This is a genomic window from Streptomyces sp. NBC_01669 (assembly GCF_026339735.1).
GTDB lineage: Bacteria > Actinomycetota > Actinomycetes > Streptomycetales > Streptomycetaceae > Streptomyces > Streptomyces yanii.
Genome location: NZ_JAPEQG010000001.1, coordinates 3,022,945 through 3,048,772, shown reverse-complemented (window position 1 = coordinate 3,048,772; position 25,828 = coordinate 3,022,945). Strand labels below are relative to the sequence as shown.

Annotated in this window: 27 protein-coding genes and 1 riboswitch; of the genes, 19 read left to right on the top strand and 8 right to left on the bottom strand. The window is 69.6% G+C overall.

Annotated features, from left to right (window positions below):
• Positions 1-4 precede the first annotated feature (4 nt).
• From glyA to gcvT, 3 genes are all read right to left on the bottom strand, one after another.
• On the bottom strand, positions 5-1,264 hold the full coding sequence (gene glyA, locus OG972_RS13305; RefSeq protein WP_266981289.1) for a serine hydroxymethyltransferase: 1,260 nt from the start codon (positions 1,262-1,264) through the stop codon (positions 5-7).
• Between the two features lie 20 nt (positions 1,265-1,284).
• Positions 1,285-1,662 carry a glycine cleavage system protein GcvH gene (gene gcvH, locus OG972_RS13300; protein ID WP_037690095.1) on the bottom strand — a complete coding sequence of 126 codons (378 nt, stop codon included), beginning with the start codon at positions 1,660-1,662 and terminating at the stop codon, positions 1,285-1,287.
• A gap of 69 nt (positions 1,663-1,731) precedes the next feature.
• Positions 1,732-2,847: a glycine cleavage system aminomethyltransferase GcvT gene (gene gcvT / locus OG972_RS13295; protein ID WP_266981286.1), complete on the bottom strand. Its 1,116-nt coding sequence runs from the start codon at positions 2,845-2,847 to the stop codon at positions 1,732-1,734.
• Between the two features lie 141 nt (positions 2,848-2,988).
• Positions 2,989-3,086: riboswitch (glycine riboswitch) on the bottom strand.
• A 158-nt stretch (positions 3,087-3,244) separates the two neighbouring features.
• Between gcvT and OG972_RS13290 the strand changes: the two genes are divergently transcribed.
• The 3 genes from OG972_RS13290 (at position 3,245) to OG972_RS13280 (ending at position 5,813) form a co-directional block, all read left to right on the top strand.
• The gene (locus OG972_RS13290; RefSeq protein WP_266981284.1) at positions 3,245-3,940 is read left to right on the top strand and encodes an AAA family ATPase; all 696 of its coding nucleotides are present in this window, start codon (positions 3,245-3,247) and stop codon (positions 3,938-3,940) included.
• A gap of 145 nt (positions 3,941-4,085) precedes the next feature.
• A complete protein-coding gene (locus tag OG972_RS13285; RefSeq protein WP_266981281.1) occupies positions 4,086-4,856 on the top strand; it encodes an enhanced serine sensitivity protein SseB in 771 nt (256 codons plus the stop codon).
• Between the two features lie 180 nt (positions 4,857-5,036).
• Positions 5,037-5,813 (top strand): enhanced serine sensitivity protein SseB C-terminal domain-containing protein, encoded by a 777-nt coding sequence (locus OG972_RS13280; RefSeq protein ID WP_266981279.1) that lies wholly within the window; start codon positions 5,037-5,039, stop codon positions 5,811-5,813.
• A 155-nt stretch (positions 5,814-5,968) separates the two neighbouring features.
• On the opposite strand, the gene OG972_RS13275 is transcribed toward OG972_RS13280, so the two are convergent.
• On the bottom strand, positions 5,969-6,100 hold the full coding sequence (locus tag OG972_RS13275) for a hypothetical protein (protein ID WP_266981277.1): 132 nt from the start codon (positions 6,098-6,100) through the stop codon (positions 5,969-5,971).
• A gap of 105 nt (positions 6,101-6,205) precedes the next feature.
• On the opposite strand from OG972_RS13275, the gene OG972_RS13270 reads away from it, so the two are divergent.
• The 8 genes from OG972_RS13270 (at position 6,206) to OG972_RS13235 (ending at position 15,278) form a co-directional block, all read left to right on the top strand.
• On the top strand, positions 6,206-7,198 hold the full coding sequence (locus OG972_RS13270; RefSeq protein ID WP_266981276.1) for an ABC transporter permease: 993 nt from the start codon (positions 6,206-6,208) through the stop codon (positions 7,196-7,198).
• A 105-nt stretch (positions 7,199-7,303) separates the two neighbouring features.
• Positions 7,304-9,067 carry an ABC transporter substrate-binding protein gene (locus OG972_RS13265; protein ID WP_266981274.1) on the top strand — a complete coding sequence of 588 codons (1,764 nt, stop codon included), beginning with the start codon at positions 7,304-7,306 and terminating at the stop codon, positions 9,065-9,067.
• 127 nt (positions 9,068-9,194) lie between these two features.
• Positions 9,195-10,196, top strand: coding sequence for an ABC transporter permease (locus OG972_RS13260; protein WP_266981272.1), 1,002 nt, complete (start codon positions 9,195-9,197; stop codon positions 10,194-10,196).
• On the top strand, positions 10,193-11,302 hold the full coding sequence (locus tag OG972_RS13255) for an ABC transporter ATP-binding protein (RefSeq protein WP_266981270.1): 1,110 nt from the start codon (positions 10,193-10,195) through the stop codon (positions 11,300-11,302). Before OG972_RS13260 ends, OG972_RS13255 begins: the two co-directional genes overlap by 4 nt.
• Positions 11,299-12,645, top strand: a complete 1,347-nt coding sequence (locus tag OG972_RS13250; protein ID WP_266981268.1) for an ABC transporter ATP-binding protein — start codon at positions 11,299-11,301, stop codon at positions 12,643-12,645. Before OG972_RS13255 ends, OG972_RS13250 begins: the two co-directional genes overlap by 4 nt.
• Positions 12,646-12,663: 18 nt before the next feature.
• Positions 12,664-13,335 carry a trimeric intracellular cation channel family protein gene (locus OG972_RS13245; protein ID WP_266981266.1) on the top strand — a complete coding sequence of 224 codons (672 nt, stop codon included), beginning with the start codon at positions 12,664-12,666 and terminating at the stop codon, positions 13,333-13,335.
• Between the two features lie 87 nt (positions 13,336-13,422).
• The gene (locus OG972_RS13240; protein ID WP_266981264.1) at positions 13,423-14,268 is read left to right on the top strand and encodes a thioesterase family protein; all 846 of its coding nucleotides are present in this window, start codon (positions 13,423-13,425) and stop codon (positions 14,266-14,268) included.
• Between the two features lie 20 nt (positions 14,269-14,288).
• Complete coding sequence (locus tag OG972_RS13235; protein ID WP_266981262.1) at positions 14,289-15,278, top strand: YafY family protein; 990 nt, start codon at positions 14,289-14,291, stop codon at positions 15,276-15,278.
• A gap of 49 nt (positions 15,279-15,327) precedes the next feature.
• On the opposite strand, the gene OG972_RS13230 is transcribed toward OG972_RS13235, so the two are convergent.
• Positions 15,328-15,996: a TetR family transcriptional regulator gene (locus tag OG972_RS13230; protein WP_266981260.1), complete on the bottom strand. Its 669-nt coding sequence runs from the start codon at positions 15,994-15,996 to the stop codon at positions 15,328-15,330.
• Between the two features lie 127 nt (positions 15,997-16,123).
• Here OG972_RS13230 and OG972_RS13225 point away from each other — a divergent pair, with 127 nt between their 5' ends.
• The 3 genes from OG972_RS13225 to OG972_RS13215 all read left to right on the top strand — a co-directional run bounded on the left by OG972_RS13225 (position 16,124) and on the right by OG972_RS13215 (position 17,965).
• The gene (locus tag OG972_RS13225; RefSeq protein ID WP_266981258.1) at positions 16,124-16,285 is read left to right on the top strand and encodes a hypothetical protein; all 162 of its coding nucleotides are present in this window, start codon (positions 16,124-16,126) and stop codon (positions 16,283-16,285) included.
• A 62-nt stretch (positions 16,286-16,347) separates the two neighbouring features.
• The gene (locus OG972_RS13220; protein ID WP_266981256.1) at positions 16,348-16,662 is read left to right on the top strand and encodes a DUF4190 domain-containing protein; all 315 of its coding nucleotides are present in this window, start codon (positions 16,348-16,350) and stop codon (positions 16,660-16,662) included.
• A gap of 133 nt (positions 16,663-16,795) precedes the next feature.
• Positions 16,796-17,965 carry a cysteine desulfurase family protein gene (locus tag OG972_RS13215; RefSeq protein ID WP_266981254.1) on the top strand — a complete coding sequence of 390 codons (1,170 nt, stop codon included), beginning with the start codon at positions 16,796-16,798 and terminating at the stop codon, positions 17,963-17,965.
• On the opposite strand, the gene OG972_RS13210 is transcribed toward OG972_RS13215, so the two are convergent.
• Complete coding sequence (locus OG972_RS13210) at positions 17,958-18,674, bottom strand: N-acetylmuramoyl-L-alanine amidase (RefSeq protein ID WP_266981252.1); 717 nt, start codon at positions 18,672-18,674, stop codon at positions 17,958-17,960. The genes OG972_RS13215 and OG972_RS13210 overlap by 8 nt on opposite strands.
• Before the next feature lie 61 nt (positions 18,675-18,735).
• Between OG972_RS13210 and mnmA the strand changes: the two genes are divergently transcribed.
• A complete protein-coding gene (gene mnmA, locus OG972_RS13205) occupies positions 18,736-19,872 on the top strand; it encodes a tRNA 2-thiouridine(34) synthase MnmA (RefSeq protein ID WP_266981250.1) in 1,137 nt (378 codons plus the stop codon).
• Between the two features lie 115 nt (positions 19,873-19,987).
• Here the strand turns inward: mnmA and OG972_RS13200 are convergent, their stop codons facing one another.
• Both OG972_RS13200 and OG972_RS13195 read right to left on the bottom strand, forming a co-directional pair.
• Positions 19,988-20,416 (bottom strand): alpha/beta fold hydrolase, encoded by a 429-nt coding sequence (locus OG972_RS13200; RefSeq protein WP_266981248.1) that lies wholly within the window; start codon positions 20,414-20,416, stop codon positions 19,988-19,990.
• A gap of 94 nt (positions 20,417-20,510) precedes the next feature.
• Positions 20,511-20,846, bottom strand: coding sequence for a DUF427 domain-containing protein (locus tag OG972_RS13195; protein WP_266981246.1), 336 nt, complete (start codon positions 20,844-20,846; stop codon positions 20,511-20,513).
• Between the two features lie 77 nt (positions 20,847-20,923).
• Here OG972_RS13195 and OG972_RS13190 point away from each other — a divergent pair, with 77 nt between their 5' ends.
• From OG972_RS13190 to ligA, 4 genes are all read left to right on the top strand, one after another.
• Positions 20,924-21,463, top strand: a complete 540-nt coding sequence (locus OG972_RS13190; RefSeq protein ID WP_266981244.1) for a TIGR00730 family Rossman fold protein — start codon at positions 20,924-20,926, stop codon at positions 21,461-21,463.
• 28 nt (positions 21,464-21,491) lie between these two features.
• On the top strand, positions 21,492-22,181 hold the full coding sequence (locus OG972_RS13185) for an SDR family oxidoreductase (protein ID WP_266981243.1): 690 nt from the start codon (positions 21,492-21,494) through the stop codon (positions 22,179-22,181).
• Between the two features lie 96 nt (positions 22,182-22,277).
• The gene (locus OG972_RS13180; protein ID WP_266981242.1) at positions 22,278-23,303 is read left to right on the top strand and encodes a methionine synthase; all 1,026 of its coding nucleotides are present in this window, start codon (positions 22,278-22,280) and stop codon (positions 23,301-23,303) included.
• A 29-nt stretch (positions 23,304-23,332) separates the two neighbouring features.
• Positions 23,333-25,528: an NAD-dependent DNA ligase LigA gene (gene ligA, locus OG972_RS13175; RefSeq protein ID WP_266981240.1), complete on the top strand. Its 2,196-nt coding sequence runs from the start codon at positions 23,333-23,335 to the stop codon at positions 25,526-25,528.
• Positions 25,529-25,828 lie beyond the last annotated feature (300 nt).

Sequence of the window (25,828 nt, the reverse complement as noted above, 5' to 3'; positions counted from 1 at the left end):
CGGACTACTTCAGGCCGGGGTACAGCGGGAACTTCTCGGCCAGCGCGATCACGCGGGCCTTGAGGTCGTCGGCGTCGTACGACGGCTTGAGGGCCGACGCGATGATCTCGGCGACCTCGGTGAAGTCCTCGGCCTGGAAGCCGCGGGTGGCCAGGGCCGGCGTGCCGATCCGCAGACCCGAGGTGACCATCGGCGGCCGCGGGTCGTTCGGGATGGCGTTCCGGTTGACCGTGATGCCGAGCTCGTGGAGCCGATCCTCGGCCTGCTGGCCGTCCAGCTCCGAGTTGCGCAGGTCGACGAGGACCAGGTGCACGTCCGTACCGCCGGAGAGGACGGAGACGCCGACCTCGGTGACGTCCGGCTGGACCAGACGCTCGGCGAGGATGCGGGCGCCGTCCAGGGTGCGCTGCTGGCGCTCCTTGAACTCGTCGGTCGCCGCGACCTTGAACGAGACCGCCTTGGCCGCGATCACGTGCTCCAGCGGACCACCCTGCTGACCGGGGAAGACGGCAGAGTTGATCTTCTTGGCGAGCTCCTGCGTCGACAGGATGACGCCACCGCGCGGACCGCCGAGGGTCTTGTGCGTGGTCGTCGTGACGACGTGGGCGTGCGGTACCGGGTTCGGGTGCAGACCCGCGGCCACCAGGCCCGCGAAGTGCGCCATGTCGACCATCAGGTACGCGCCGACCTCGTCCGCGATGCGGCGGAAGGCGGCGAAGTCCAGCTGACGGGGGTACGCGGACCAGCCGGCGACGATCAGCTTCGGCTTGGACTCCTTGGCCAGGCGCTCGACCTCGGCCATGTCCACGACGCCGGTGTCGTCGACGTGGTACGGGACCACGTGGTAGAGCTTGCCGGAGAAGTTGATCTTCATGCCGTGGGTCAGGTGACCGCCGTGGGCCAGGTTCAGACCCATGATCGTGTCGCCCGGCTTCAGCAGCGCGAACATCGCGGCGGCGTTGGCCTGCGCACCCGAGTGGGGCTGGACGTTGGCGGCCTCGGCGCCGAACAGCGCCTTGATCCGGTCGATGGCGATCTGCTCGACCACGTCGACGTGCTCGCAGCCGCCGTAGTAGCGGCGGCCCGGGTAGCCCTCGGCGTACTTGTTGGTGAGGACGGAGCCCTGGGCCTCCATGACCGCGACCGGAGCGAAGTTCTCCGAGGCGATCATTTCGAGGGTGGACTGCTGACGGTGGAGCTCGGCGTCGACGGCGGCGGCGACGTCCGGGTCCAGCTCGTGGAGGGAGGAGTTGAGAAGCGACATCAGGTGGTCCCTTGGAGTCTTTAGTTGCCGGAGAACTCGGTGTACTCGTCGGCGGAGAGCAGGTCCTTCGGCTCCTCCGCGACGCGTACCTTGAACAGCCAGCCGCCCTCGAAGGGAGCGGAGTTCACCAGCGACGGGTCGTCCACGACGTCCTGGTTGGAGGCGGTGACCTCGCCGGTCACCGGCGAGTACAGGTCGCTGACGGACTTGGTCGACTCGAGCTCGCCGCAGGTCTCGCCCGCGGTCACCGTGTCACCGACCTCCGGGAGCTGGGCGTAGACGACGTCACCGAGCGCGTTGGCCGCGAACTCGGTGATGCCGACCGTGGCCACACCGTCCTCGAGGGCCGACAGCCACTCGTGCTCCTTGCTGTAACGCAGCTGCTGGGGGTTGCTCATGACCTGAATTCTCCTGTACGCGGGGGAGTGCTGATGAACGGTGGTCTTACGGTGTGAGACGCGACTGCGTCACTTCTGGCGCTTGTAGAACGGCAGGGCGACGACCTCGTACGGTTCGTGGCTGCCCCGGATATCCACTCCGACGCCCGTGGTCCCGGGCGCGGCGTGCGCGGCGTCCACGTACGCGATGGCGATCGGCTTGCCGAGCGTCGGCGACGGGGCGCCGGAGGTGACCTCGCCGATGACCTGGCCCTCGGCGACAACGGGGTAGCCGGCGCGCGGCACCCGGCGGCCCTCGGCGATCAGACCGACGAGCTTGCGCGGCGGGGCGGTCTCGGCGTGCGCGGCGGCGGCCTCCAGGGCCTTGCGGCCGACGAAGTCGCCCTCCTTCTCGAACTTCACGACCCGGCCGAGACCGGCGTCGAACGGGGTCAGCTCGGTCGTCAGTTCGTGCCCGTACAGCGGCATGCCCGCCTCCAGGCGCAGGGTGTCGCGGCAGGACAGACCGCACGGGATCAGGCCACGGGAGGCGCCTGCCGCCGTGAGGGCCTGCCAGAGCTGCTCGGCGTGCTCAGGGGCGACGAACAGCTCGAAGCCGTCCTCGCCGGTGTAACCGGTACGGGCGATCAGCGCGGGCACACCGGCGACGGTGCCGGGCAGACCCGCGTAGTACTTCAGACCGTCCAGGTCGGCGTCGGTGACCGAGGCCAGGATGGCGGGGGACTCGGGGCCCTGGACGGCGAGCAGCGCGTACGCGTCGCGGTCGTCGCGCACCTCGGCGTCGAACCCGTCGACGCGGGCGGTCAGCACGTCCAGCACGATCTGGGCGTTCCCGGCGTTGGCGACGACCATGTACTCGGTCTCGCCCAGCCGGTAGACGATCAGGTCGTCCAGGATGCCGCCGTCCTCGGCGCAGATCATCGTGTAGCGGGCGCGGCCGACGGCGACGGTGCCGATGTTGCCCACCAGCGCGAAGTTCAGGAACGACGCGGCCTGCGGACCGGTGACGGTGATCTCACCCATGTGCGACAGGTCGAAGAGGCCCGCCTTCGTGCGCACCGCGTTGTGCTCGTCGCGCTCACTGGCGTACCGCAGCGGCATGTCCCAGCCGGCGAAGTCGGTCATGGTCGCGCCCAGCGAGCGATGCAGGGCGTCGAGGGCGGTGAGACGGGGGGCGTTGCTCATAGGTGTGGCTCCCAGGGCATGACGACGATGACGATCCCTCCCCATCTGTCATCGGAACCTGAGAGGTTCGCCGAGAGACCCCCGGGGGGTTCGGCTTGCACCTTGGGTGGAGCCGCCGGGCGACTCGCTTTTCAGATCTGCCTCATCCACGCGGTACGGGGCCTGAGAGATTCAAGGGAGGATCTTGCTCCTTCGGCGCCCGGCACACACTGTGGCCGGAGCTCTCCCGCGCGGATTCAAGCGGCCTTTATGCAGTTGGCCGGGTCATCATCGCACGCATTGGGGAAGAGTGGGGCGTCGGTACCCCATGCACGGGACGAGTAGTGGGACGGTTGTCTCGCATTACCTTTTCTTTACACTTCTTGGGCAGGTGTGGGTGACCCGACAGGGGAGGGCGATGACGTTGCAGCGGTACGCGATGACCGCGGGGGTCGCGCACGGCGCGATGCCCGCGCAGCCGGGCGCACCCGCCCGGGAATTGCCGGGCACGCACGCGCCCGTCGTGCGGGACCTGCGCGAGCGCGCCGGGCGCAGCCCGCGCGGGCTCCATTTCGAGGCAGGCGATGTGGTGGTGGTCTCCGGGCTGCCGGGAGGCGGAAAGTCGACACTGATCCGGCGGGCGGTGGCCGCACGGGCCATCGACTCCCAGGACACCCGGGACCGCTGGGCGCGGCGGGTGCCCCGCTTACTCCCGTACGCCCTCTACCGCCCGCTGGTCCGCGTCGCCCACTACTGGGGGCTGTGGCGGGCGCTGCGCTCCGGTGAGTCCGTCGTCGTCCACGACTGCGGGACCCAGACATGGGTGCGGGGCTGGCTGGCCCGGCACGCACGGCGTCGCGCCCGCACGCTGCATCTCGTGCTGCTCGACGTCACCCCGCAGGAGGCCAGGGAGGGCCAGCGCGAGCGTGGGCGCGGAGTCTCCGGATACGCCTTCGCCCGGCACCGCAGGGCCGTCGGCCGGCTGCTGCGGGACACCGAGGCGGGCGCCCTGCCGCTCGGCTGCTCCTCGGCGGTCCTGCTGGACCGGGAGGCGGCCGGGTTGCTGGCGCGGATCACGTTCGCCGACGCCCAGGGGATGACGGGACAGCCCTGAGGGTCCTTCTCTTCGGATCAGGCCCCGCGCGCCCGGCATGATCCGCAAGGGGGGCCCTGGCGCCCCCGGTCGTCCGTCAGCGCGGAGGGGCGCGCCGGAGTTACTGTTCTGCGGCAAGGCATGGGTGAGAAGGGGAAGCAGCGCAGTGGACATTCCGGCACCGGTCCAGAACCATCCGCAGAGCGGATGGCCGGCCAATGAGCTCGAAGAGGTGCTGGCTGCCTCGCTGGGCAGCCCGGAGGCGGGCGGCAGGCTCGTCGAAGTGCTCGGCCGCAGTCACCTCTGGGTGCCGCTTCCCAACGGCGGGGGCCCCGATGCCCCGTCGCTCGACCTGCCGACGGTGGAGATCGAGGGCGCTCCGTACGTCCCCGTCTTCAGCTCCGAACAGCAGTTCCTGCAGTGCGTCGGTACCCATATGTCCTTCACCGTGGCGCCCGCCGTCGAATTCGCCCGCGGGCTGCCCCCGCAGCTCGGCCTCGCGGTCAACCCGGGCGGCGCTGTCGGCATGCCGCTGCCGCCGCCCGCCGTCGCCGAGCTCTGCCGCGCCGGACGCACCTCGCTGGACGGGCCGGCCACCGGCGGCCGGGTCCGGCTGTACGAGCCGGACTGGCAGGAGGAGCCCGTCGACTTCCTCGCGGCCGCGGCCGGGGAATTCGAGGAGAGCGGCGTCGTGCGCACCGCCCGCCGGACACTGGCCAGCATCGAGGGCGGCGATCCCGTTCTCTTCATAGGCGTCGAGTTCTCCACCTGGGACGGCGCGGGGCGCAACGCCCCGATGGACGCCCTGGGCCGCGCACTGGGCCGTGTCGAGGTGCCCTGGCCGGTCAATCTGGTCCTGCTCGATGTGGCGCAGGATCCGGTCGCCGACTGGATGCGGGCCAGGATCCGGCCTTTTTACCAGCGCGAGGGGCACTAGAGCGCGGAGTCCCCGACTCCGGGGAGGGCGGGCGCGACACCGTGAACCTGTGGCGTCAAGTCGGTGTCAGGGGTGCCGCATAAGCTGGTTTGATGGCTAGTGCCTCGGCCACCGAGCCGCACCCGCGTGCCCCGGGAGCGGCAGGCCGACACAGTGGATCGAAGAGGGGCGGGACCCAGGGTGAGTGCGTCAGGCACCGCGGCGGCCGGGCAGGTCGAGCACATGCTGCGCCAAGTGACGCCCGGGCGCTACGACGCGTACGAGGCACTGCTCCGGGCGCTCGCCGGCGACCGGGTCTGGATGCTGCTCTGGCACGGCCGGGAGGGCTCGCCCGACGCCCAGTACGGGAACATGGAGGTCGACGGGCTGGGCTACGCGCCCTGTGTGACTTCCGCCCAGGAACTCTCGGCCAGCGGCTGGAACCGGGCCCATGAAGTAGTCACCGGACTCGACATCGCCCGCGCTCTCTTCCCGGACCGCTGGGGCATCTGGCTCAACCCGCACGCCCCCGGTGGCGGCGTCGGCATCCCGTGGCTGGATCTGCGCCGTATCGCCACCGGCCTCGACCGGATGCCCGCGGGACCGCTCCGGCTCGCCGAGCCGGCCATCGAGATCCCGCAGTTCTACGCCCTGCTCTCGCAGAACGCCCATCACACCCCCGCGATCCGCTCCCTGCGCCGGGCCTGGGTGCAGCCCGCACTCGGGGTGCCGTACCTCGCCATCGGTCTCGATCTCTACGACACGAGCCAGACCTCCGTCGACGCGGTACGCGCGATGATGCAGCAGTCGATCGGCGCGGTCCCGGACGGGCTGCCCGTCTCCACCGTCGCGATGTCCGACGAGTACGACCCGGTCGCGATGTGGCTCCGCGCCAACGCCCGCCCGTTCTACGACCGCGAGGCGCACGTCGCGCCCGCTCCCGCCGTGGGTTACGGCTACCCCCCGGTTCACGGCTGACCGGCCCGGACGCCTGTCAATTAACGTCAGGATGAACCCTGTTGGGGTACCTGTCCGATCTGGGCGAAGAGTGCCGACTTGGTTCGCTGGGACGATCACGGCGTCCGGATAACGGAAGCTGACTGGTCACATCACGGTTGCGCATCCATTCCCCATCAGGGCTGGCGGGTGATCCGCGACGCGTTGAAGACTCCCCGGAACAAGAAGCGTTCGGCGCCCTGCGCGACCTGCGGCTTCTGGTTGGACCAGTTGAACTGCTCCACTCGCACCACCTGCTTCTTCCGCACCACCCGCACCAAACGTGCGACTTGCACCTGTGATGTGAACAAGCCGCTACAGCGGCGGGCACGGGCCGGCCACAGTCGGTCGAGCCGAGAGGGGTCCCCACAACGATGACGGCACCACTGCATGACAGCGCGGCCGAGACAGCGACCGTCGATGTCACGGCCGATGTCCCGGCCAAGGACATCGAAGGCCGCTCGCCAGGACGTATCGCCTGGACACGGCTGAAGCGCGACAAGGTGGCGCTCGCCGGCGGTGTGGTCGTGCTCCTGCTGATTCTGATCGCGGTGTTCGCACCCCTGATCGTGAATCTCCTCGGCCACCCGCCGAACGACTTCCACGAGGATCTGCTCGACCCGGACCTCGGCATCCCCAAGGGCTCCTTCGGCGGGATGAATTCGGACTACCTGCTGGGTGTCGAACCCACCAACGGTCGCGATGTGTTCAGCCGCATCGTCTACGGCGCGCGCATCTCGCTCCTGGTGGCTTTCCTTGCCGCGGTGGTCTCCGTGGTCATCGGCAGCATCCTCGGCTCGGTGGCCGGCTTCTTCGGCGGCTGGGTCGACGCACTCATCAGCCGGCTGATGGACCTGCTGCTCGCCTTCCCGCAGCTGCTGTTCACCATCGCCCTCGTCTCCGTCGTGCCCGACTCCCTCTGGGGGCTCACCGGTACGGGCGTCAGGATGGGCGTGCTGATCGTGGTGATCGGCTTCTTCGGCTGGCCCTATATCGGCCGTATCGTCCGGGGGCAGACGATGTCCCTGCGCGAGCGGGAGTACGTCGAGGCGGCACGCAGCCTGGGCGCCGGCCGGGCTTACATCCTCTTCAAGGAGCTGCTGCCCAACCTGGTGGCGCCGATCCTCGTCTACTCGACGCTGATCATTCCGACCAACATCCTCAGCGAGGCCGCGCTCAGCTTCCTGGGTGCGGGTGTGAAGCCGCCGACCGCCTCGTGGGGCAAGATGCTCTCCGACGCGATCAACACCTACCAGGCGGACCCGACATACATGGTGGTCCCCGGACTCGCGATCTTCATCACCGTCCTGGCATTCAATCTCTTCGGCGACGGGCTGCGTGACGCCCTCGACCCGAAGGGCAGCTGAGCCGACCCCACAAGGTCTCCGGCGCGAGCCGGTTGGCACTCGATCGACCGTCGGGCGCGGACTGCGTACCCACGGGCCACACCACATCACGGAGGTTGCACGACAGTGAATCGCTCACGGAAGGCAGTTGCCCTCACGGCCCTCGCGGCCGCGGTTGCGCTGACCGCAACCGCTTGTGGCGGAGGGGGCAGCAACAACAAGTCCTCCTCGAACCAGGGTGCCGGTTACGACGCGGCCACCAAGGGCAAGGTCATCAACGCGTCCGACAAGAAGGGCGGCACGCTGAAGCTGATGTCCCCTCAGGACGTCGACTTCCTTGACCCGGCCCGTGCCTACTACGGCTTCGTCTGGAACATGCAGCGGCTGTACATCCGCCAGCTGCTCGCGTACGACTCGAAGCCCGGTGAGGCCGGCACCAAGCTGGTCCCCGACCTCGCCGAGTCGCTGCCGACGCTGAGCAACGGCGGCAAGACGTACACCTTCAAGCTGAAGGCCGGTGTCAAGTTCGAGGACGGCACGCCGATCACCTCGAAGGACATCAAGTACGGCATCGAGCGCGTCTTCGCGCAGGACGTCCTCTCCGGCGGTCCGACCTACCTGATCGACCTCCTCGACCAGGGCCAGAAGTACCCCGGCCCCTACAAGGACAAGGACCCCAACAAGCTGGGTCTGAAGTCGGTCCAGACGCCGGACGACCAGACGATCGTCTTCAACCTGGCGAAGCCGAACTCGGACTTCTCGTACCTGATGGCCATGGCCGACTCCTCGCCGGTGCCGGCGGCCAAGGACGACGGCGCGAAGTACACGAACCACCCCGTCGCAACCGGCCCGTACAAGGTCCAGTCCTTCGTCGCCGGTAAGGAGACGGTCTTCGTCCGGAACCCCAACTGGGACTCGAAGACCGACCCGATCCGCAAGGGTCTGCCGGACAAGGTCACCTTCACCGTGACCTCGAACCCGGACGACATGGACGCGCGTCTGCTCTCGGGCGACGTGGACTACGCGGTCGACGGCACCGGTGTCCAGCAGGCCGCCAAGATCAAGATCCTGCAGACGCCGAAGTACAAGGCCAACGCCGACGACCCGTTCAGCGGCTACATCCGGTACTTCGCGTTCCCGCAGACGGTCGCGCCGTTCGACAACATCGAGTGCCGCAAGGCGGTCATCTACGCCGCCGACCCGAAGTCGCTGCAGACCGCCCGTGGCGGCCCGACCAGCGGTGACCTCGGCGCCAACATGCTGCCCCCGGGCATCCCGGGCTCGGACAAGTCCTACGACCCGTGGGGCCTGACCCAGGGCAAGCCGCAGCTCGACAAGGCCAAGGCGGCCCTGAAGGCCTGTGGCAAGCCGAACGGCTTCAAGACCACCATCGCGGTCCGCAACAACCGCAAGCCCGAGATTGCCACCGCCGAGTCGCTGCAGGCTTCGCTGAAGGCCGTCGGTATCGACGCCTCCATCGACCAGTACGACGGCAAGAACTCTTCCTCCGTGATCGGTGCTCCCGACAACGTGAAGAAGAAGGGCTACGGCATCATCGTGATGGGCTGGGGCGCCGACTACAACTCGGGTGCGGGCTTCCTGCAGCCGCTGGTTGACGGCTCCTTCATCCTGAAGAACGGCAACAACAACTACACGATGCTGAACGACAAGACGGTCAATGGTCTCTTCGACCAGGCCGCCGCCGCAGCGTCGCCCGAGGCCGCCGCGCCGTTCTACACCCAGATCAACAAGGCGATCATGGAGAAGGCTCTCTATCTCCCGATCAACTTCGACAAGGCGCTCGTCTACCGCAACCCGCGGCTGACCAACGTCTTCTACCAGGAGTCCATGGGCCGTCTCGACCTCGCGGTCATGGGCGTCGTCAAGTAGCAGTGGCAGTCGGACATGCGGGTCCTTCACCTCGCATGCGCTAGTTCGAAGGGCAGGTGAAGGCCGCGGGCGGGCGGCTGTCGTCCCCACAAGGGACGGCAGCCGCCCGCTGATCCGGCCGACTGCAGTGCTCGTCTACCTCCTCCGACGACTCGTCAATGTCGTCGTCATGCTGGTGATCGTCTCCATGGTCACCTTCGGCATCTTCTTCATGGTGCCGAAGATCACCGGAAGCGATCCCGCACTCCTCTATGCCGGCCGCGAGACCAACAAGACGGCCATCGAGGGCATCCGTAAGAAGATGGGCCTCGACAAGCCCATCACCACGCAGTACGGCCTCTTCCTCAAGGGCATCGTGGCCGGCCGGGACTACGACCAGGGCTCCCAGATCACCCACTGCCCGGCGCCTTGCTTCGGCTACTCGTTCAAGAACGAGCAGCCCGTGTGGCCGGACCTGAAGCAGCGCATCCCGGTCACCATGTCGCTGGCCGCGGGAGCTTCGGTGCTCTGGCTGATCGGTGGTGTCGCCACCGGCGTGATCTCCGCACTGCGCAGACGTACTGTGCTCGACCGGGTCACGATGATCACCGCGCTGGCGGGGGTCTCACTACCGATCTACTTCACCGGACTGGTCTGTTCGGCCGTCTTCATCTACAGCCTGGAATGGATGGAGACGATCAACTACGCGCCGCTCACGGATGATCCGGCGGCCTGGCTGAACAGCATGATCCTCCCCTGGATCACCCTGGCCTTCCTCTTCGCCGCCACCTACGCCCGGCTCACCCGCGCCACCATGCTGGAGATCCTGGGCGAGGACTACATCCGTACGGCCCGCGCCAAGGGCCTCAAGGAGCAGGTGGTCATCCGCAAGCACGCCCTGCGGTCCACCCTGACTCCGATCATCACGGTCTTCGGTCTGGACCTGGGCGCCCTGCTCGGCGGCGCGGTGCTGACCGAGTCGACCTTCAGTCTGCCCGGCATGGGGAAGGCCGCAGTCGACGCGATCAACTCCGGTGACCTGCCGGTCATCATGGGCGTCACCATCATCGCGGCGTTCTTCGTCGTCATGGCCAACTTGATTGTCGACCTGCTGTACGCGGTCGTCGACCCGCGTGTGAGGCTGACGTGACCGACAACACCCCCACCCAGGACAAGCAGCCGGCCGGTCCGGTCGGTGTTCCCGAGCAGGGCGGCGCACGGCCCGAGGCCTTCCTCTCCGTACGCAACCTGAAGGTGCACTTCCCGACCGACGACGGCATCGTCAAGTCCGTCGACGGGCTCTCCTTCCAGCTGGAGAAGGGCAAGACCCTCGGCATCGTGGGCGAGTCCGGCTCCGGTAAGTCGGTCACCTCGCTGGCCGTCATGGGCCTGCACCGATCCGGTCAGGCGCGCAGCCGCCCCGACATCAGTGGTGAGATCTGGCTGGACGGCGAAGAGCTGATCGGCGCCGGCGACGACCACGTGCGCAAGCTGCGCGGTCGGCAGATGTCCATGATCTTCCAGGACCCGCTGTCGGCGATGCACCCGTACTACACGGTGGGTGCGCAGATCGTCGAGGCGTACCGCAACCACCACGACGTCAGCAAGAAGGCGGCCCGTGCGCGCGCGGTCGAGATGCTCGACCGGGTCGGTATCCCGGAGCCCGCCAAGCGCGTCGACGCCTATCCGCACGAGTTCTCCGGCGGTATGCGCCAGCGCGCGATGATCGCGATGTCGCTGGTCAACAACCCCGAACTGCTCATCGCGGACGAGCCGACGACCGCCCTGGACGTGACCGTCCAGGCACAGATCCTCGACCTGATCCGCGATCTGCAGAAGGAATTCGGCTCCGCGGTCATCATGATCACTCACGACCTGGGCGTCGTCGCCGAGATGGCCGACGACATCCTGGTCATGTACGGCGGTCGCTGCGTCGAGCGCGGCACCGCCGAGCAGGTCTTCTACGAGCCCCGGCACCCGTACACCTGGGGTCTGCTCACGTCGATGCCGCGCATCGACAAGGAGGAGACCGACCGGCTCGTCCCGGTCAAGGGTTCCCCACCCAGCCTCATCAACATCCCGTCCGGCTGCGCCTTCAACCCGCGCTGCCCGTACGCGGATGTGCCCAAGGGCGGCATCACCCGGACCACGCGCCCGGAGCTGCAGCAGGTCGAGGGCGACCACTTCGCGGCCTGCCACATGTCGCCGGAGGATCGGACCCGGATCTGGACCCAAGAGATTGCGCCGAAGCTGTGAGCGACAAGAGCGAGAAGACCGAGAAGAGCGCCGCCGCGACGGCGATCCCGACGCAGCCGACGAGCTCGCCCGAGCCGCTGCTCAAGGTCGACAACCTGGTCAAGCACTTCCCCATCAAGAAGGGGCTGCTGCAGCGTCAGGTCGCCGCGGTGAAGGCCGTCGACGGCATCTCCTTCGACGTGCGTGCGGGGGAGACCCTGGGTGTCGTGGGTGAGTCCGGCTGCGGCAAGTCGACGATGGGCCGACTGATCACCCGGCTGCTCGAACCGACCGGTGGCACGCTCGAGTTCGAGGGCAAGGACATCACGCACCTGGGCGTCTCGGCGATGCGGCCGATGCGCCGCGACGTGCAGATGATCTTCCAGGACCCGTACTCCTCGCTGAACCCGCGGCACACGGTCGGCACGATCGTCAGTGCGCCCTTCAAGCTCCAGGGCGTCACGCCCCAGGGCGGGGTCAAGAAAGCGGTCCAGGACCTGCTCTCGCTGGTGGGCCTCAACCCCGAGCACTACAACCGGTATCCGCACGAGTTCTCCGGCGGGCAGCGCCAGCGCATCGGCATCGCCCGCGCGCTCGCGCTCAAGCCGAAGCTGGTGGTGGCGGACGAGCCGGTCTCGGCGCTGGACGTGTCGATCCAGGCGCAGGTCGTCAACCTGCTCGACGACCTCCAGGACGAGCTCGGGCTCACGTACGTGATCATCGCGCACGACCTCTCGGTCATCCGCCATGTCTCGGACCGCATCGCCGTCATGTACCTGGGCAAGATCGTCGAGCTCACGGACCGCAAGTCGCTGTACGAGTCGCCCATGCATCCGTACACGAAGGCCCTGATGTCCGCGGTGCCGGTGCCGGATCCGCGGCGGCGCGGCGTCAAGAGCGGACGGATCCTGCTCAAGGGCGATGTGCCGTCGCCGATCTCGCCGCCGAGCGGCTGCCGCTTCCACACGAGGTGCTGGAAGGCGACACAGGTCTGCAAGACGCAGGAACCCCCGCTGATCGCGCTGAAGACCGGTCACCAGGTGGCCTGCCACCACCCGGAGAACGCGCCGGACCAGGTGCCGGGCGAGGAGGTGCTGGCCGCGGCGCGGGAGGCGGTCGAGCTGGTTTCGGTGACGAAGGCGGTGCCGGCCGAGGCCGCGGAGTCCTCGGAGGACGTTGCGTCGGCCGAGGTCGCGGAGCCTGCTGAGGTCACCGAGTCTTCGCAGGCCACCGAGGTGGCTGAGGTCGTCGAGTCCGCCGAGGCTCCGGTGTCCAGCGGAACGGCCGACGACGACATCGCTGCACCGTCCTCGGACGACGCCGCGACGCCCTCCGGGACCTCGGAGGACAGTCCCAAGGAGTAGTACCGGCACAATTGCCCGGTGCTCAACGAACTGTTCACGCCCTCCGTCCAGCATGCGCTCGACATCGTCGGAATCTTTGTCTTCGCGATCTCCGGCGCACTGCTCGCCGTACGCAAGAACTTCGATGTCTTCGGTATCGCGGTACTCGCCGAGGTGACAGCGCTGGGCGGGGGGCTGTTCCGTGACCTGATCATCGGAGCGGTCCCGCCCGCCGCCTTCACCGATCTCGGCTACTTCCTCACCCCACTGCTCGCCGCTGGCCTGGTCTTCTTCCTGCATCCGCACGTCGAGCGGATCCAGGTCGCTGTCAACGTTTTCGACGCGGCGGGCCTCGGGCTGTTCTGTGTCGCCGGCACCGTCAAGGCGTACGACTACGGCCTCGGTCTCACCGCATCGGCTGCCCTGGGCCTGGCCACCGCGGTCGGCGGCGGTGTGCTGCGTGACGTACTCGCCAACGAGACACCGTCGCTGCTGCGCTGGGACCGCGATCTGTACGCCGTGCCCGCGATCGTCGGCGCCGCCATGATCGTGCTGTGCATCCGCTTCGACGCGCTGAACGCCTTCACCAGCGGCACCGCTGTGATCACCGCTTTTGTTCTGCGGCTGCTGGCGATGCGCTTCCACTGGCGGGCGCCCCGCGCCTACAACCGTTCCTCGGCCACGGCGGAGGAGAGCTCCGCGGCCACCTGACCGGCACCCCCTGGCCGCGATACGCCGACACCTCGACGACTCAAAAAAGCTACCGCTCAGTAACGCAATCGGTGTACGGTGCATCTCATGGCGCAGGCAGCTCAGGCACTCATCGGTGACAGCGAGTTCGACAGGGACACCGTTGTCACCCTTCGCGAAGAAGGCGTCTACGACGCCGAGCTCTCCGCGGGCTGGACAATCATCCACGCCGTCAACGGCGGGTATCTGCTGGCCATGCTCGGCCGCGCGCTCGGCGAGGCCCTGCCCCACTCCGATCCCTTCTCGGTCTCCGCGCACTACCTCACCGCGTCCGTCCCCGGCCCCGCGGTGATCCGTACGGAGGTTGTCCGCACCGGCCGGACCCTCTCCACCGGCCAGGCGTCCCTCTTCCAGTACGCGGAGGACGGCACCGAGGTCGAGCGCATCCGGGTCCTCGGCACCTACGGCGACCTGGACTCCCTCACCGACGACATCCGTACGTCGGCGAAGCCGCCGGCCATCGCGCCGATCGAGCAGTGCTTCGGCCCGGACGACGGCCCCGCGCCCATCCCCGGAAGCTCCGCGATCACCGAGCGGCTCAGCATCAAGCTCGACCCGTCGACCGTGGGCTGGGCCGTCGGCGCCCCGTCCGGCAAGGGCGAGATGCGCGGCTGGTTCGGCCTTGCGGACGGCCGCGACGCCGACCCGTACTCCCTGCTGCTCACCGTCGACGCGCTGCCGCCGACCTCGTTCGAGCTGGGGCTCAAGGGCTGGACGCCGACCATCGAGCTCACCGCCCATATCCGCTGCCGTCCGGCCCCTGGCCCGCTGCGTGTCTCCATCACCACCCGCAACCTCGCGGGCGGCTTCCTGGAGGAGGACGCGGACGTCTGGGACAGTGCCGACCGGCTGGTCGCCCAGTCCCGCCAGCTGGCCCGCGCCCCGCGCAGCTGACCCATGGTTCGCTGGGCGGCGTGAAATCCGACCGGCTGCTCTCGATCCTGCTGCTGCTCCAGACGCGCGGTCTGATCCCCGCCACCGAGCTCGCCGAGCGCCTCGACGTCTCCGTACGCACCATCTACCGGGACATCGAGGCGTTGTCGGCCTCGGGCGTCCCGGTCTACGCGGAACGCGGCAGGCACGGCGGTATCGCCCTGCTGCCCGGCTTCCGGACGGATGTCACCGGCCTGACCACCGACGAGGCGCGCGCCCTGTTCGTTCTGGCCGCGCGGGGCGCCCATGCCGCGCTCGGTCTGGACGCGGCGCTCGACTCCGCGCTGCGCAAGGTGATGGCGGCCCTGCCCGCGCCGCACCGGCCCGCGGCCGAGTTGACCAGCCGGCGGATCCTCGTCGACCCGGTCCGCTGGATGAGCGGACCGCAGGCCACCGTCGATGTCGCCGAGCTGCACGACGCCGTGTTCGCCGACCGCCGATTGCGGCTTCGCTACCGGCACAGCGGCACGGACACCGCCCGCACCTACGTCGTCGATCCGTACGGCCTCGTCGTGAAGGCGGGTGTGTGGTACCTGGTCGCGGACCGCGACGGGACGCCGCAGCTTTTCCGTGCCGACCGGATCCGGCAGGCCACTGCGACCGACGACCCGGTCGTGCGCCGCCCGGGGGTGGAGTTGACCGACGTATGGGAGGGGCTGCGCAGACAGGTCGAGGAGCGGCCCGGGGGCGTACGCCTGCGGATACGGGTGCACCGGTCCCGGCTCGACCTGTTCGTACGTCTCCACGCGGGGGTGCTGACGGGCGAGCCGCACCCCGATTCGGACGAGGGGGAGTGGCTGTTCGCCGAGCTGGCCGTGCCCTCCGTCGAATGGGCCCGTTCCCTGCTCGCGTTCGGCCCGAACCTCGAAGTGCTCTCACCGCCCGAGGCCCGGACCGTGGTCGCCCGTCATGCGGCGGCCGTCACCCGGCTGTACGGGGATCCGTCCGGTCCGCCCGCAGACAGCCGGTGAGCGCGGCGGTCGGCTCTTCGTAGGGACCGCTGCAGGTGCGGTCCAGTGCTCAGTCGTCGTCACTCGTGCACGGAACCCCGGGCGCGTCCGCGGGATTCGTGCCGTCCAGCCAGTGGAGTCTGCCGAGGGTGACCAGTCGCAGTCGCCGGCGGGCGACCTCGGCGACCCGGTGCTCGCCCGCCGGACCCGCCTCCAGCATCGCCGAGGCCGTGAGCACCATATGGTCGACATAGAGGCCGCCCAGCATCAGCAGATCCTCGTCGCTCCAGCCCCGCGAATCCGGATCCTCGGCGAGTGTCGCGGCCACCTCCTCGGCGAAGCTCAGCAGTTGAGCCGCTATGGCCTCGCGGACCGGGCCGACGCCGCCGTGCTGTTCGCGGGCGATGAAGCGGAAGTGCGCGGGCTGCTCGCGGACATGATGAATGATCAGGTCCACGCTGCGGTCCAGCCGGACCTCGCTGTCGCCCGTCGCTGCGAGGATCTCGCCGATCATCCCGTGCAGGCTGCCCAGCGCCTCTTCGACGAGCGCCACCCCGAGCGCGGCGGTGTCCTCGAAGTGCCGGTAGAAGGCGGTCGGTGCGACGCCCACTGCCCGGGTCACCTCACGCAGGCCCAGGCTGCTCAGGCTCTGGTGCTCCAGCAGCTGGAGCGCGGCGCCCAGCAGGGCCTGACGGGTTTTCAGCTTCTGGGTCCGGCGGATGCCGACGGTGTGACTCATGCCATTCAGTAAACAACTGTTCTCCGGGGCGGGGAAGCGTCGGGCGGGTCTAGACTGACAAGTCAGTGAACATTCGTACTCTCAATTGCTCGTCGTGAGCCGGAGAGAGCTCACGGAAAGGCCGGACATGATCGTCCTCGTTGCCGCCCTGCTTCTGCTGGGGGTCGTCCTCGGAGCGGTGGTCCAGATCCCGCTCCCGCTGACCCTCGTCCTCGCCGCGGCGATCGGCTGCTGGCTGCTGGTCTTCGCGATGCGCGAACGGCTGAGCACGCAGCGCCGGTCCCGCTGACCCCGACACGTTCGTACCCGCGGCCGATCCGCACCCACGACAGAGACGAAGGAGCCCGCACCATGACCCTCACCGCATTCGCCCGCCGCACCACGACCGGTACGGAAGCGGCCACCGGGGAGGGCGACGCCGCCCGCTCCACCCGGGACGCCGACGGTCTGGCCGTCGCCTCCTTCGTGCTCGGGTTGATCGGTCTCCTGGTGATGAACATCCTGCTCGGCCCGGTCGCCATCGTGATGGCGGTCATCGCCCTCGCCCGTTCCACCGCCCGCCGCGGCCGCGCCCTCCTCGGGCTCGCCCTCGGTATCGCCGATCTCGTCGTCCTGGCCTTCCTGGTCACCGGAAACGGCACCGTCTCCTGGAACTTCGGCAGCTGACCGACAGTGCGCCCCGGGACCCCTCCCGACCGGATCGGGGCAGGTGGCACAGTGCCCGTCCACCGTGCACGGGTACCGGACCGCGATGCGCCCGGCATGTGCCCCGCCACAGGCTCGTAGAATCGAGCCCACCATGGCTTACCTCGACCACGCCGCGACCACGCCGATGCTTCCGGAGGCGATCGCGGCGATGACCGCCCAGCTCGCCGTCACCGGCAACGCGTCCTCACTGCACGCCGCCGGGCGCCGGGCCCGCCGTACCGTCGAGGAGTCGAGAGAGACCCTCGCCGACGCCCTCGGAGCACGCCCCAGCGAGGTGGTCTTCACCTCCGGCGGCACCGAGGCCGACAACCTCGCCGTGAAGGGCCTCTACTGGGCCCGCCGCGACGCCGACCCGCGGCGCACCCGTGTTCTCGCCGGTCCCGTCGAGCACCACGCGGTGCTGGACGCCGTCGACTGGCTCGCCGAACACGAGGGCGCGACCGTCGAATACCTCCCCGTCGACACGTACGGGCGCGTCCACCCGGACGCACTGCGCGAGGCGATCGTGCGCAACCCCGACGACGTCGCGCTGGTCACCGTGATGTGGGCCAACAACGAGATCGGCACCATCATGCCGGTACGTGAACTGGCCGCCGTGGCGAACGAGTTCGGCGTGCCGATGCATGCCGACGCGGTCCAGGCCTTCGGTCAGCTGGACGTCGACTTCGCCGGCTCGGGGCTGGCCGCGATGACCGTCAGCGCGCACAAGATCGGCGGCCCGTTCGGCATCGGCGCGCTGCTGCTCGGCCGCGAACACACCCCCGTACCCGTGCTGCACGGCGGCGGCCAGGAGCGGCATGTGCGCTCAGGGACCCTCGACGTGCCCGCCGTCGCCGCCTTCGCGGTGGCCGGACGCCTTGCCGCCGAACGGCGCGAGGAGTTCGCCCACGAGATCGGCGGGCTCCGCGACGAGCTGGTCGCGGCCGTGCTGGCCGCGGTCCCCGACGCCATCCTCGGCGGCGACCCGGCCCCCGGCGGCCGGCTCCCGGCCAACGCCCACTTCACCTTCCCCGGCTGCGAGGGCGACTCCCTCCTGCTGCTGCTGGACGCCCAGGGCATCGAATGCTCCACCGGCTCCGCCTGCACAGCGGGCATCGCCCAGCCCAGCCATGTCCTGCTGGCCACCGGCACCGATCCGGACCTGGCCCGCGGCACGCTGCGGTTCTCGCTCGGCCACACGTCGACCAAGCAGGACGTCGAGGACGTGGCACGGGCGATCGGGCCGGCGGTCGAGCGCGCCAGGACGGCGGGGCTCAGCTAGGGGGTGTCGGGCCCCCGGGGCCCTTCGTCGGGCCGGCAGCCGCCGTCCGTACCAGCTTGAGATACCGGTCCCAGTCCCAGTGCGGACCGGGATCGGTGTGGTCAGTGCCCGGCACCTCCACATGCCCGATGATGTGCTCGCGGTCCACCGGAATCCCGTACCGCCCGCATATCGCGGCCGTCAGCCGCGCCGACGACGCGTACATCGCCGCCGTGAAGTCCTGCGGCCGGTCCACGAACCCCTCGTGCTCGATGCCGACGCTGCGCTCGTTGTACGACCTGTTCCCGGCGTGGAACGCCACATCCAGCTCACGGATCATCTGGGCCACATGGCCGTCCCGGCGCACCACGTAGTGCGCCGCCGCCCCGTGGTCCGGGCTCTGGAAGACCTTGACCGCGCCGCGGTAGCTGCCTTGAGTGACGTGGATGACGATCCGGTCGATGTCGTAGTCGGCGGGGCGGTCCGCCCGCCGCCAGTTCGCCGGGGAGGCCGCTATCCACTCCGCCCGGGCATAATCCAGCTCGCCCGGCTTCCGGGGCTTGTCGACTCCCGGCAGCCGCCACCAGGCATGCTCCAGCTTCGTCCGCGCCAGCGCGGCCGTGCCCACGGCCGTCACGGCAGCGCCGATCAGCAGCCCGCGCCGGCTGATGCCGTGCTCCGACTTCGCCCCCGCGGAGCCCTTGGCGCCCGCCGTCCCCTTGGTCCCCATGTGATCGACAACGCATATCGGCGAGCGTTCGGTTCCCGGCGACCCGTACCCTGGTGGAGCTATGAACCAGACTTCCCCGCGCCCCCTCCGGGTGCTCGCCGCCATGTCGGGCGGTGTCGACTCCGCCGTCGCAGCGGCCCGCGCCGCCGAGGCGGGCCACGACGTGACCGGTGTGCACCTCGCCCTCTCCGCGAACCCGCAGTCGTTCCGTACCGGAGCGCGCGGCTGTTGCACCATCGAGGACTCCCGCGACGCCCGCCGCGCCGCGGACGTCATCGGCATCCCGTTCTACGTCTGGGACCTGGCGGAACGCTTCCGCGAGGACGTTGTCGAGGACTTCATCGCCGAGTACGAGGCGGGCCGCACCCCCAACCCGTGCCTGCGCTGCAACGAGAAGATCAAGTTCGCGGCGCTGCTCGACAAGGCGCTCGCCCTCGGCTTCGACGCCGTCTGCACCGGCCACTACGCCACGGTCGTGCTGAACGAGGACGGCAGCCGTGAGCTCCACCGCGCCTCGGACATGGCCAAGGACCAGTCGTACGTCCTCGGCGTCCTGGACGAGAAGCAGCTCGCCCACGCGATGTTCCCGCTCGGCGACACCCTCACCACCAAGGAAGAGATCCGCGCCGAGGCGGAGGCCCGCGGCCTGGCCGTCGCGAAGAAGCCCGACAGCCACGACATCTGCTTCATCGCCGACGGCGACACCCAGGGCTTCCTGGCCGACCGCCTCGGCGGCAAGGCCGAGGGCGACATCCTCGACGAGTCCGGCAACAGGCTCGGCACCCACGAGGGCGCCTTCGGCTTCACCATCGGCCAGCGCAAGGGCCTGCGCATCGGTCACCCGGCCCCCGACGGCAAGCCGCGCTACGTCCTGGACATCTCGCCGGTGAACAACACGGTGACGGTCGGCCCGGTCGAGGCCCTCGACGTCACCGCGCTGACCGCCATCAAGCCCCGCTGGTGCGGCACCGCCCCGGTCGGCTCCGGCACCTACACCGCCCAGCTCCGCGCCCACGGAGGCGAGACCGAGGTGACCGCCGAGCTCGTGGACGGCACACTGAACGTCACCTTCACCGAGGCGGTACGGGGCGTGGCCCCAGGCCAGGCAGTCGTGCTGTACGACGGGACACGGGTGGTCGGCTCGGCGACGATCGCGACGACGGTGCGGCGCACCGAAGCAGCGGTCGGCCAGGGCTGACCCCTGGCGAACATGCGCGGGAGTGTCCGGCGGGTCAGCGCCGGACACTCCCTCATGCCCCTCCCGGCAAGCTTTGCCCCCTCGCGTCGTCCAGCACGCCCGCTTGCCGCGTCGGTCAAAAGCCCTGGTAGCTCCTTCCCCAAGCGCGGGTTGCCAGCCGGGCCGGGGTGGTGCTGAAGCCGCCGGGGGTGTACGGCGGCTCGTAGACCGCGAGCAGGTCGACGGGCAGCCCCGACGCCGCGGCCTCCAGAGCCAGGGCGCCGCCGGAGGGCATACCGAACACCGACACCCGGCTGCCGACCCGCTCGATCAGCGCCGCCAGATCCTCGACCTCGCGCTCCACCGCGTACGGCTTGCCGTCACCGCTGGAGCCACGGCCGCGCCGGTCGTACGTGACGACGCTGAAGCGCGCTGGCAGGAGCGCCGCCAGAGGCGCCTCGGTCGCCGCGGTGCCCAGCGCTCCACCGACCAGGATCACGGGCGGTCCGTCACCCTGACGCCGGTGGGCGATCAGGGTGCCGTCACGGGAGAGAGTCTTGTCCATGCGAGGGTGGACTCCGCAGCATCGCCGAACTCATCGACCCCGCCGAGAACTTCTGGGAGTTTTCGATTCGGCACGGGTGAACGGAGCCTGACGGTCAGTCGGATACGGTCTCGGTGTCGTAGAAGCAGAAGTGGTCCTTGATCACGGCGACTTCGGGCTTCGGGTCCGGATAGGCCCAGACGAGATCGGCCGCGTCCGGCAGCGACCAGTAGGAGGCATCTCCCTTGAACGGACAGTGGGTGTGGGTGTCCGACGCCGTCAGCAGTTCCGTACGGACGTCGGCCGGCGGCAGGTAGTAGCGCACCGGACAGCCCGTCTCGCGCAGTACGAGCGGCCGGCGGCTCTCGGCGAGCAGCTGTCCGTCGCGCACCACGCGCACGTGCTCGGTGCCGGGTTCGACGGTGATGCGGTGTCCTTGGGTGGAAGTCATGTCAGGTGCAGCCGCTCCGTACGCCGTTTTCTTCCCCGGCTCCGTGGAGTGTCAGTGGCGCCGCATACGGTGGATCCATGAACATCTGCGTCTTCCTCTCCGCCGCCGACCTCGACGACCGCTACACCGTGCCCGCCCGTGAGTTCGCCGAACTGCTCGGCCGCGGCGGGCACACCCTGGTCTGGGGTGGTTCGGAGAGCGGGCTGATGAAGGTCGTCGCCGACGGGGTGCAGGAGTCGGGCGGCAGGCTCGTCGGGGTGTCGGTGGACTTCCTCGCCGCGAAGGCGCGGGCCGACGCCGACGAGATGGTGATCGCGCGCGATCTCGCCGAGCGCAAGGCGCTGCTCCTCGAGAAGGCCGACGCCGTCGTGATCATGGTCGGCGGCGCGGGGACGCTCGACGAGGCCACCGAGATCCTGGAGCTGAAGAAGCACGGCAGGCACAACAAGCCGGTCGTCCTGCTGAACACGGCGGGTTTCTACGACGGGCTCCGGCAGCAGTTCCAGCGCATGGAGGACGAGGGCTTCCTGCCGCTTCCGCTCGCCGAGCTGGTGTTCTTCGCGAAGGACGGGGTCGGCGCCCTGGCCTACCTCGAGGAATGGTCCGGGCTGCAGTAGGCGGGCGGGCGGATGCGACCATGGGGCCATGTCCACTCATCTCATCACCGGCGCCGGCTCCGGCATCGGCGCAGCTGTCGCACGCCGTCTTCTGGAGCGGGGCGACGAGCTCGTGCTGCTGGCCCGTGACGCGGGCCGCGCCAAGGAGCTCGCCGCGCTCCACCCCGGCGCCCGCACGCTGGTCGGCGACCTCGGCAACCCGGACCGGCTCTCCTGGGCCTTCGCCCAGCAGTCGCTGCCTGAGCGGCTCGACTCGCTGCTGCACATCGCGGGCGTCGTGGAGCTCGGCCGGGTCGGCGAGCTCACGCCCAAGGCATGGCACTTCCAGCTCAACGCCAACCTGGTCGCCCCCGCCGAGCTGACCCGGCTCTTCCTGCCGCAGCTGCGGGTCGCCCAGGGGCATGTCGTCTTCGTGAACTCGGGCGCAGGGCTCAGCGCGCACGCGGAGTGGAGTGCGTACGCCGCGAGCAAGCACGGCCTGAAGGCGCTCGCCGACTCGCTGCGCCACGAGGAGCACGAGAACGGAGTACGGGTGACCTCCGTCTACCCCGGGCGCACCGCCAGCCCCATGCAGGCCAAGGTCCACCGGCAGGAGGGCAAGGAGTACGACGCCTCGCGGTTCATCGACCCGGAGTCCGTGGCCACCACGCTGGTGATGGCGCTCGATCTGCCGCGGGACGCCGAGGTCAACGACCTGACAGTCCGCCCGGGGCACTGACCGGGACCCGGATCGCGGCCGGACAGGGCCGGGCGCAAGCGCTGTGCCGGGCCCGCCCCGCGACGGGCCCGGCGACCCGGACCGTAGGCTTCCTCCGTGAGCGAGAAGAGCAAGTTCAGCGGGTGTCGGGCCACCGGGATCGGGTCGATGCCCGGGGGAGACGCGCGGGAGGCGGCGAAGACCGTCACCGGGTCCTTCGCGGACGGTGAGGGCCTGCCCCATCTGCCGGAACTGCCCGCACGCGGGCCCGGCGCGGACATGATCGGGCGGACCATCGGGCTGCTCGTCGACATGTACGGCCATGTCGAGCCGAGTGGCTGGCGGATCAGTGACCGGCCGGGCCGCGACACCCGCCGGGCCCGCTCCTGGCTCGGCGAGGACCTCGACGCACTGGAGGAGTTCACCCAGGGGTACGAGGGACCGCTCAAGGTCCAGGCCGTCGGCCCCTGGACGCTGGCCGCCGCGCTGGAGCGCCGGGGCGGCGAGGCAGCGCTCGGCGACTCGGGCGCCTGCCGCGATCTGGCGGGCTCCCTGACGGAGGGGCTGCGGAACCACCTCGCCGACGTACGGCGCAGGGTGCCCGGCGCGCAGGTGATCCTGCAGATCGACGAGCCGTCCCTGACCGGTGTGCTCCGCGGACAGATCCGGACGGCGAGCGGATACCGCACCTACCGGGCCGTGGACCGGCAGGTGGTGGAGGGCACGCTCCGCGATGTGCTGGCGGCGAACGGGGACGGCGCCACGGTCGTCCACACCTGCGCGCCCGACGTGCCGTTCGCGCTTCTCCGTCGCGCCGGGGCCGACGGTATTTCGTTCGACTTCTCCTTGCTCACCGAGCGTGAGGAGGAGGCGATCGGGGAAGCGGTCGAGGGCGGGACCCAGCTCTTCCTGGGTGTGGTGCCCGGCACCGACCCGGCTTCGGACGCATTGTCGGACCCGGGCGGTAGCGTCATGGGTGTCAGGACGCTGTGGCGCAGGCTGGGGCTGAATCCGGGGACTCTCGCCGAGTCGTCGGTGATCACCCCGTCGTGCGGCCTCGCGGGCGCGTCGCCCGCGTACGCGCGCGCCGCGCTCGCGCATTGCGCCCGGGCCGCGAGATCGCTCGCAGACAACCCTGAGTGACGGGTATCGGGTAACGGGAGGACGAGACGATGGCCGGCGGACAGCAGTCGGAAGTGCCCGTGGAGGTCCGGGAGCGGCATGCGCTCCTCGCCGAGCAGATCGAGGAGCACCGCTTCCGCTACTACGTGAACGACCAGCCGGTCGTCAGCGACGCCGAGTTCGACCGGCTGATGCACTCGCTGCAGGAGCTGGAGGACGAGTACCCGCAGCTGCGTACGCCCGAGTCGCCGACCCAGAAGGTCGCGGGGCCGTACCGGACGGAGTTCACCTCGGTCGAGCACCGCGAGCGGATGCTCTCCCTGGACAACGCCTTCGACGACAACGGGTTGGCGGTCTGGGCCGAGCGTGTCGCCAAGGACGTCGGCACGACCGACTACCACTTCCTGTGCGAGCTCAAGGTGGACGGCCTCGCGGTCAACCTCACCTATGAGCGGGGGGTGCTGACCCGCGCGGCGACCCGCGGCGACGGCCGCACCGGCGAGGACATCACCCCCAATATCCGGACGATCTCCGAGATCCCGCACCGGCTGAAGGGCGACCGGATCCCGGAGCTGGTCGAGATCCGCGGCGAGGTGTTCTTCCCGATGGAGGCCTTCGAGGCGCTGAACGCCCGGCTGGTGGCGGCCGACGACAAGCCGTTCGCCAACCCGCGCAACGCGGCGGCGGGTTCGCTGCGCCAGAAGGACCCGAAGGTCACCGCGGGCCGTCCGCTGCACATGGTGGTGCACGGCATCGGTGCCCGTGAGGGCTTCGGGATCGACCGTCTCTCGCACGCCTACGAGCTGTTGCACGAGTGGGGCCTGCCCACTGCCGGACACAACCAGGTCGTCGACTCACTCGACGGTGTACGGGAGTTCATCGCGCACTTCGGCGAGAACCGGCACTCCGTGGAGCACGAGATCGACGGCGTCGTCGTCAAGGTCGACGAGATCGCGCTCCAGGGCCGGCTGGGCTCCACCTCGCGCGCCCCGCGCTGGGCGATCGCCTGGAAGTACCCGCCGGAGGAGGTGAACACCAAGCTGGTGAACATCCGGGTCGGCGTCGGACGCACCGGCAGGGTCACTCCGTACGCGCAGGTCGTGCCGGTCGAGGTGGCGGGCTCCGAGGTCGAGTTCGCCACTCTGCACAACCAGAACGTGGTGAAGGAGAAGGGTGTCCTCATCGGCGACACGGTGGTGCTCCGCAAGGCGGGCGATGTGATCCCGGAGATCCTCGGCCCGGTCGTCGATCTGCGGGACGGCACCGAGCGGGCGTTCGTGATGCCGACCCACTGCCCCGAGTGCGGCACGGAGCTGCGGCCCATGAAGGAGGCCGACATCGACGTCCGTTGTCCCAACGCGCGCTCCTGCCCGGCCCAGTTGCGGGAGCGCGTCGCCTACCTTGCGAGCCGTAAGTGTCTGGACATCGACCACTTCGGCTACGTTGCCGCGGCCGCTCTGACCAGGCCGCTGGAACCCGTGGAACCACCCATGAGCGACGAGGGTGATCTCTTCGGACTGACCATCGAGCAGCTGCTGCCGATCCGGGCCTATGTGCTCGACATGGACAGCGGGCTGCCCAAGCGCGACCCGAGGACCGGCGAGGAGAAGACCGTCCTGGTCTTCGCCAATCAGCACGGCGAGCCGAAGAAGAACGCCGTGGCGATGCTGGAATCCGTCGCCGCCGCCAAGGAGGCTCCCCTGGCCCGGATTCTCACCGGGCTGTCGATCCGTCATGTGGGTCCGGTCGCGGCCGCGGAGCTGGCCCGTCAGTTCCGTTCGATGGACCGCATCGAGGCGGCCACGGAGCAGGAGCTGGCCGACGCCGACGGGGTCGGACCCATCATTGCCGCCTCGGTCACCCAGTGGTTCGCGGAGGACTGGCACCGGGAGATCCTGCGCAAGTGGCGGGAGGCAGGGGTCCGGATGGCGGACGAGGCCGCGGGCGAGGACGAGGGGCCGCGGCCGCTCGAAGGCCTCACCGTCGTCGTCACCGGCACGCTGGCCGACCACACCAGGGACGGTGCGAAAGAGGCTCTGCAGAGCCGGGGGGCCAAGGTCACCGGTTCCGTTTCGAAGAAGACCTCCTTCGTCGTGGTCGGCGACAACCCGGGCTCGAAATACGACAAGGCCATGCAGCTGAAGGTTCCGGTTCTGGACGGGGCGGGCTTCGCCGTGCTGCTCGAAGAGGGGCCGGAAGCGGCGCGCGCGGCGGCTGTGCCTGTTGCCGGACCGGTTGAGGAGTAGCGGGCCGCGGTGGCACCGGACGGGGTTCGGGACGGGGCGGGAGGCGATATGGAACGGGTCCGTCCGGGCAAGGGGGCCCGGTCGGGACGTCCGAGTTCACCCGTTCGGCGCATAACAGACGCTGACGGATAGTCGGATTGCATTCGAGCAAGAGCTGTAGAGCGCTGCCCGTAGGGGGTTTCGCGGCCTACTGTTGAGTCGTGCGCCTGCCGAGCCCCGGCTGCACGACCGCCGTGGGGCCGTGGTGGCATGGGAGCGGGACAACAGGTGACATCGGCACCGCCGGCTGTGAGAGGGACG

What these genes read in the sequence shown, in the direction of transcription:
- mnmA (WP_266981250.1), top strand. Translation starts at nt 18,736, where the DNA reads ATGAACCAGACTTCCCCGCGCCCCCTCCGGGTGCTCGCCGCCATGTCG.
- OG972_RS13290 (WP_266981284.1), top strand. Translation starts at nt 3,245, where the DNA reads ATGACGTTGCAGCGGTACGCGATGACCGCGGGGGTCGCGCACGGCGCG.
- OG972_RS13185 (WP_266981243.1), top strand. Translation starts at nt 21,492, where the DNA reads ATGTCCACTCATCTCATCACCGGCGCCGGCTCCGGCATCGGCGCAGCT.
- OG972_RS13200 (WP_266981248.1), bottom strand. Translation starts at nt 20,416, where the DNA reads ATGGACAAGACTCTCTCCCGTGACGGCACCCTGATCGCCCACCGGCGT.
- OG972_RS13195 (WP_266981246.1), bottom strand. Translation starts at nt 20,846, where the DNA reads ATGACTTCCACCCAAGGACACCGCATCACCGTCGAACCCGGCACCGAG.
- OG972_RS13225 (WP_266981258.1), top strand. Translation starts at nt 16,124, where the DNA reads ATGATCGTCCTCGTTGCCGCCCTGCTTCTGCTGGGGGTCGTCCTCGGA.
- OG972_RS13215 (WP_266981254.1), top strand. Translation starts at nt 16,796, where the DNA reads ATGGCTTACCTCGACCACGCCGCGACCACGCCGATGCTTCCGGAGGCG.
- OG972_RS13190 (WP_266981244.1), top strand. Translation starts at nt 20,924, where the DNA reads ATGAACATCTGCGTCTTCCTCTCCGCCGCCGACCTCGACGACCGCTAC.
- gcvT (WP_266981286.1), bottom strand. Translation starts at nt 2,847, where the DNA reads ATGAGCAACGCCCCCCGTCTCACCGCCCTCGACGCCCTGCATCGCTCG.
- OG972_RS13210 (WP_266981252.1), bottom strand. Translation starts at nt 18,674, where the DNA reads ATGGGGACCAAGGGGACGGCGGGCGCCAAGGGCTCCGCGGGGGCGAAG.
- OG972_RS13270 (WP_266981276.1), top strand. Translation starts at nt 6,206, where the DNA reads ATGACGGCACCACTGCATGACAGCGCGGCCGAGACAGCGACCGTCGAT.
- glyA (WP_266981289.1), bottom strand. Translation starts at nt 1,264, where the DNA reads ATGTCGCTTCTCAACTCCTCCCTCCACGAGCTGGACCCGGACGTCGCC.
- ligA (WP_266981240.1), top strand. Translation starts at nt 23,333, where the DNA reads ATGGCCGGCGGACAGCAGTCGGAAGTGCCCGTGGAGGTCCGGGAGCGG.
- OG972_RS13240 (WP_266981264.1), top strand. Translation starts at nt 13,423, where the DNA reads ATGGCGCAGGCAGCTCAGGCACTCATCGGTGACAGCGAGTTCGACAGG.
- OG972_RS13220 (WP_266981256.1), top strand. Translation starts at nt 16,348, where the DNA reads ATGACCCTCACCGCATTCGCCCGCCGCACCACGACCGGTACGGAAGCG.
- OG972_RS13230 (WP_266981260.1), bottom strand. Translation starts at nt 15,996, where the DNA reads ATGAGTCACACCGTCGGCATCCGCCGGACCCAGAAGCTGAAAACCCGT.
- gcvH (WP_037690095.1), bottom strand. Translation starts at nt 1,662, where the DNA reads ATGAGCAACCCCCAGCAGCTGCGTTACAGCAAGGAGCACGAGTGGCTG.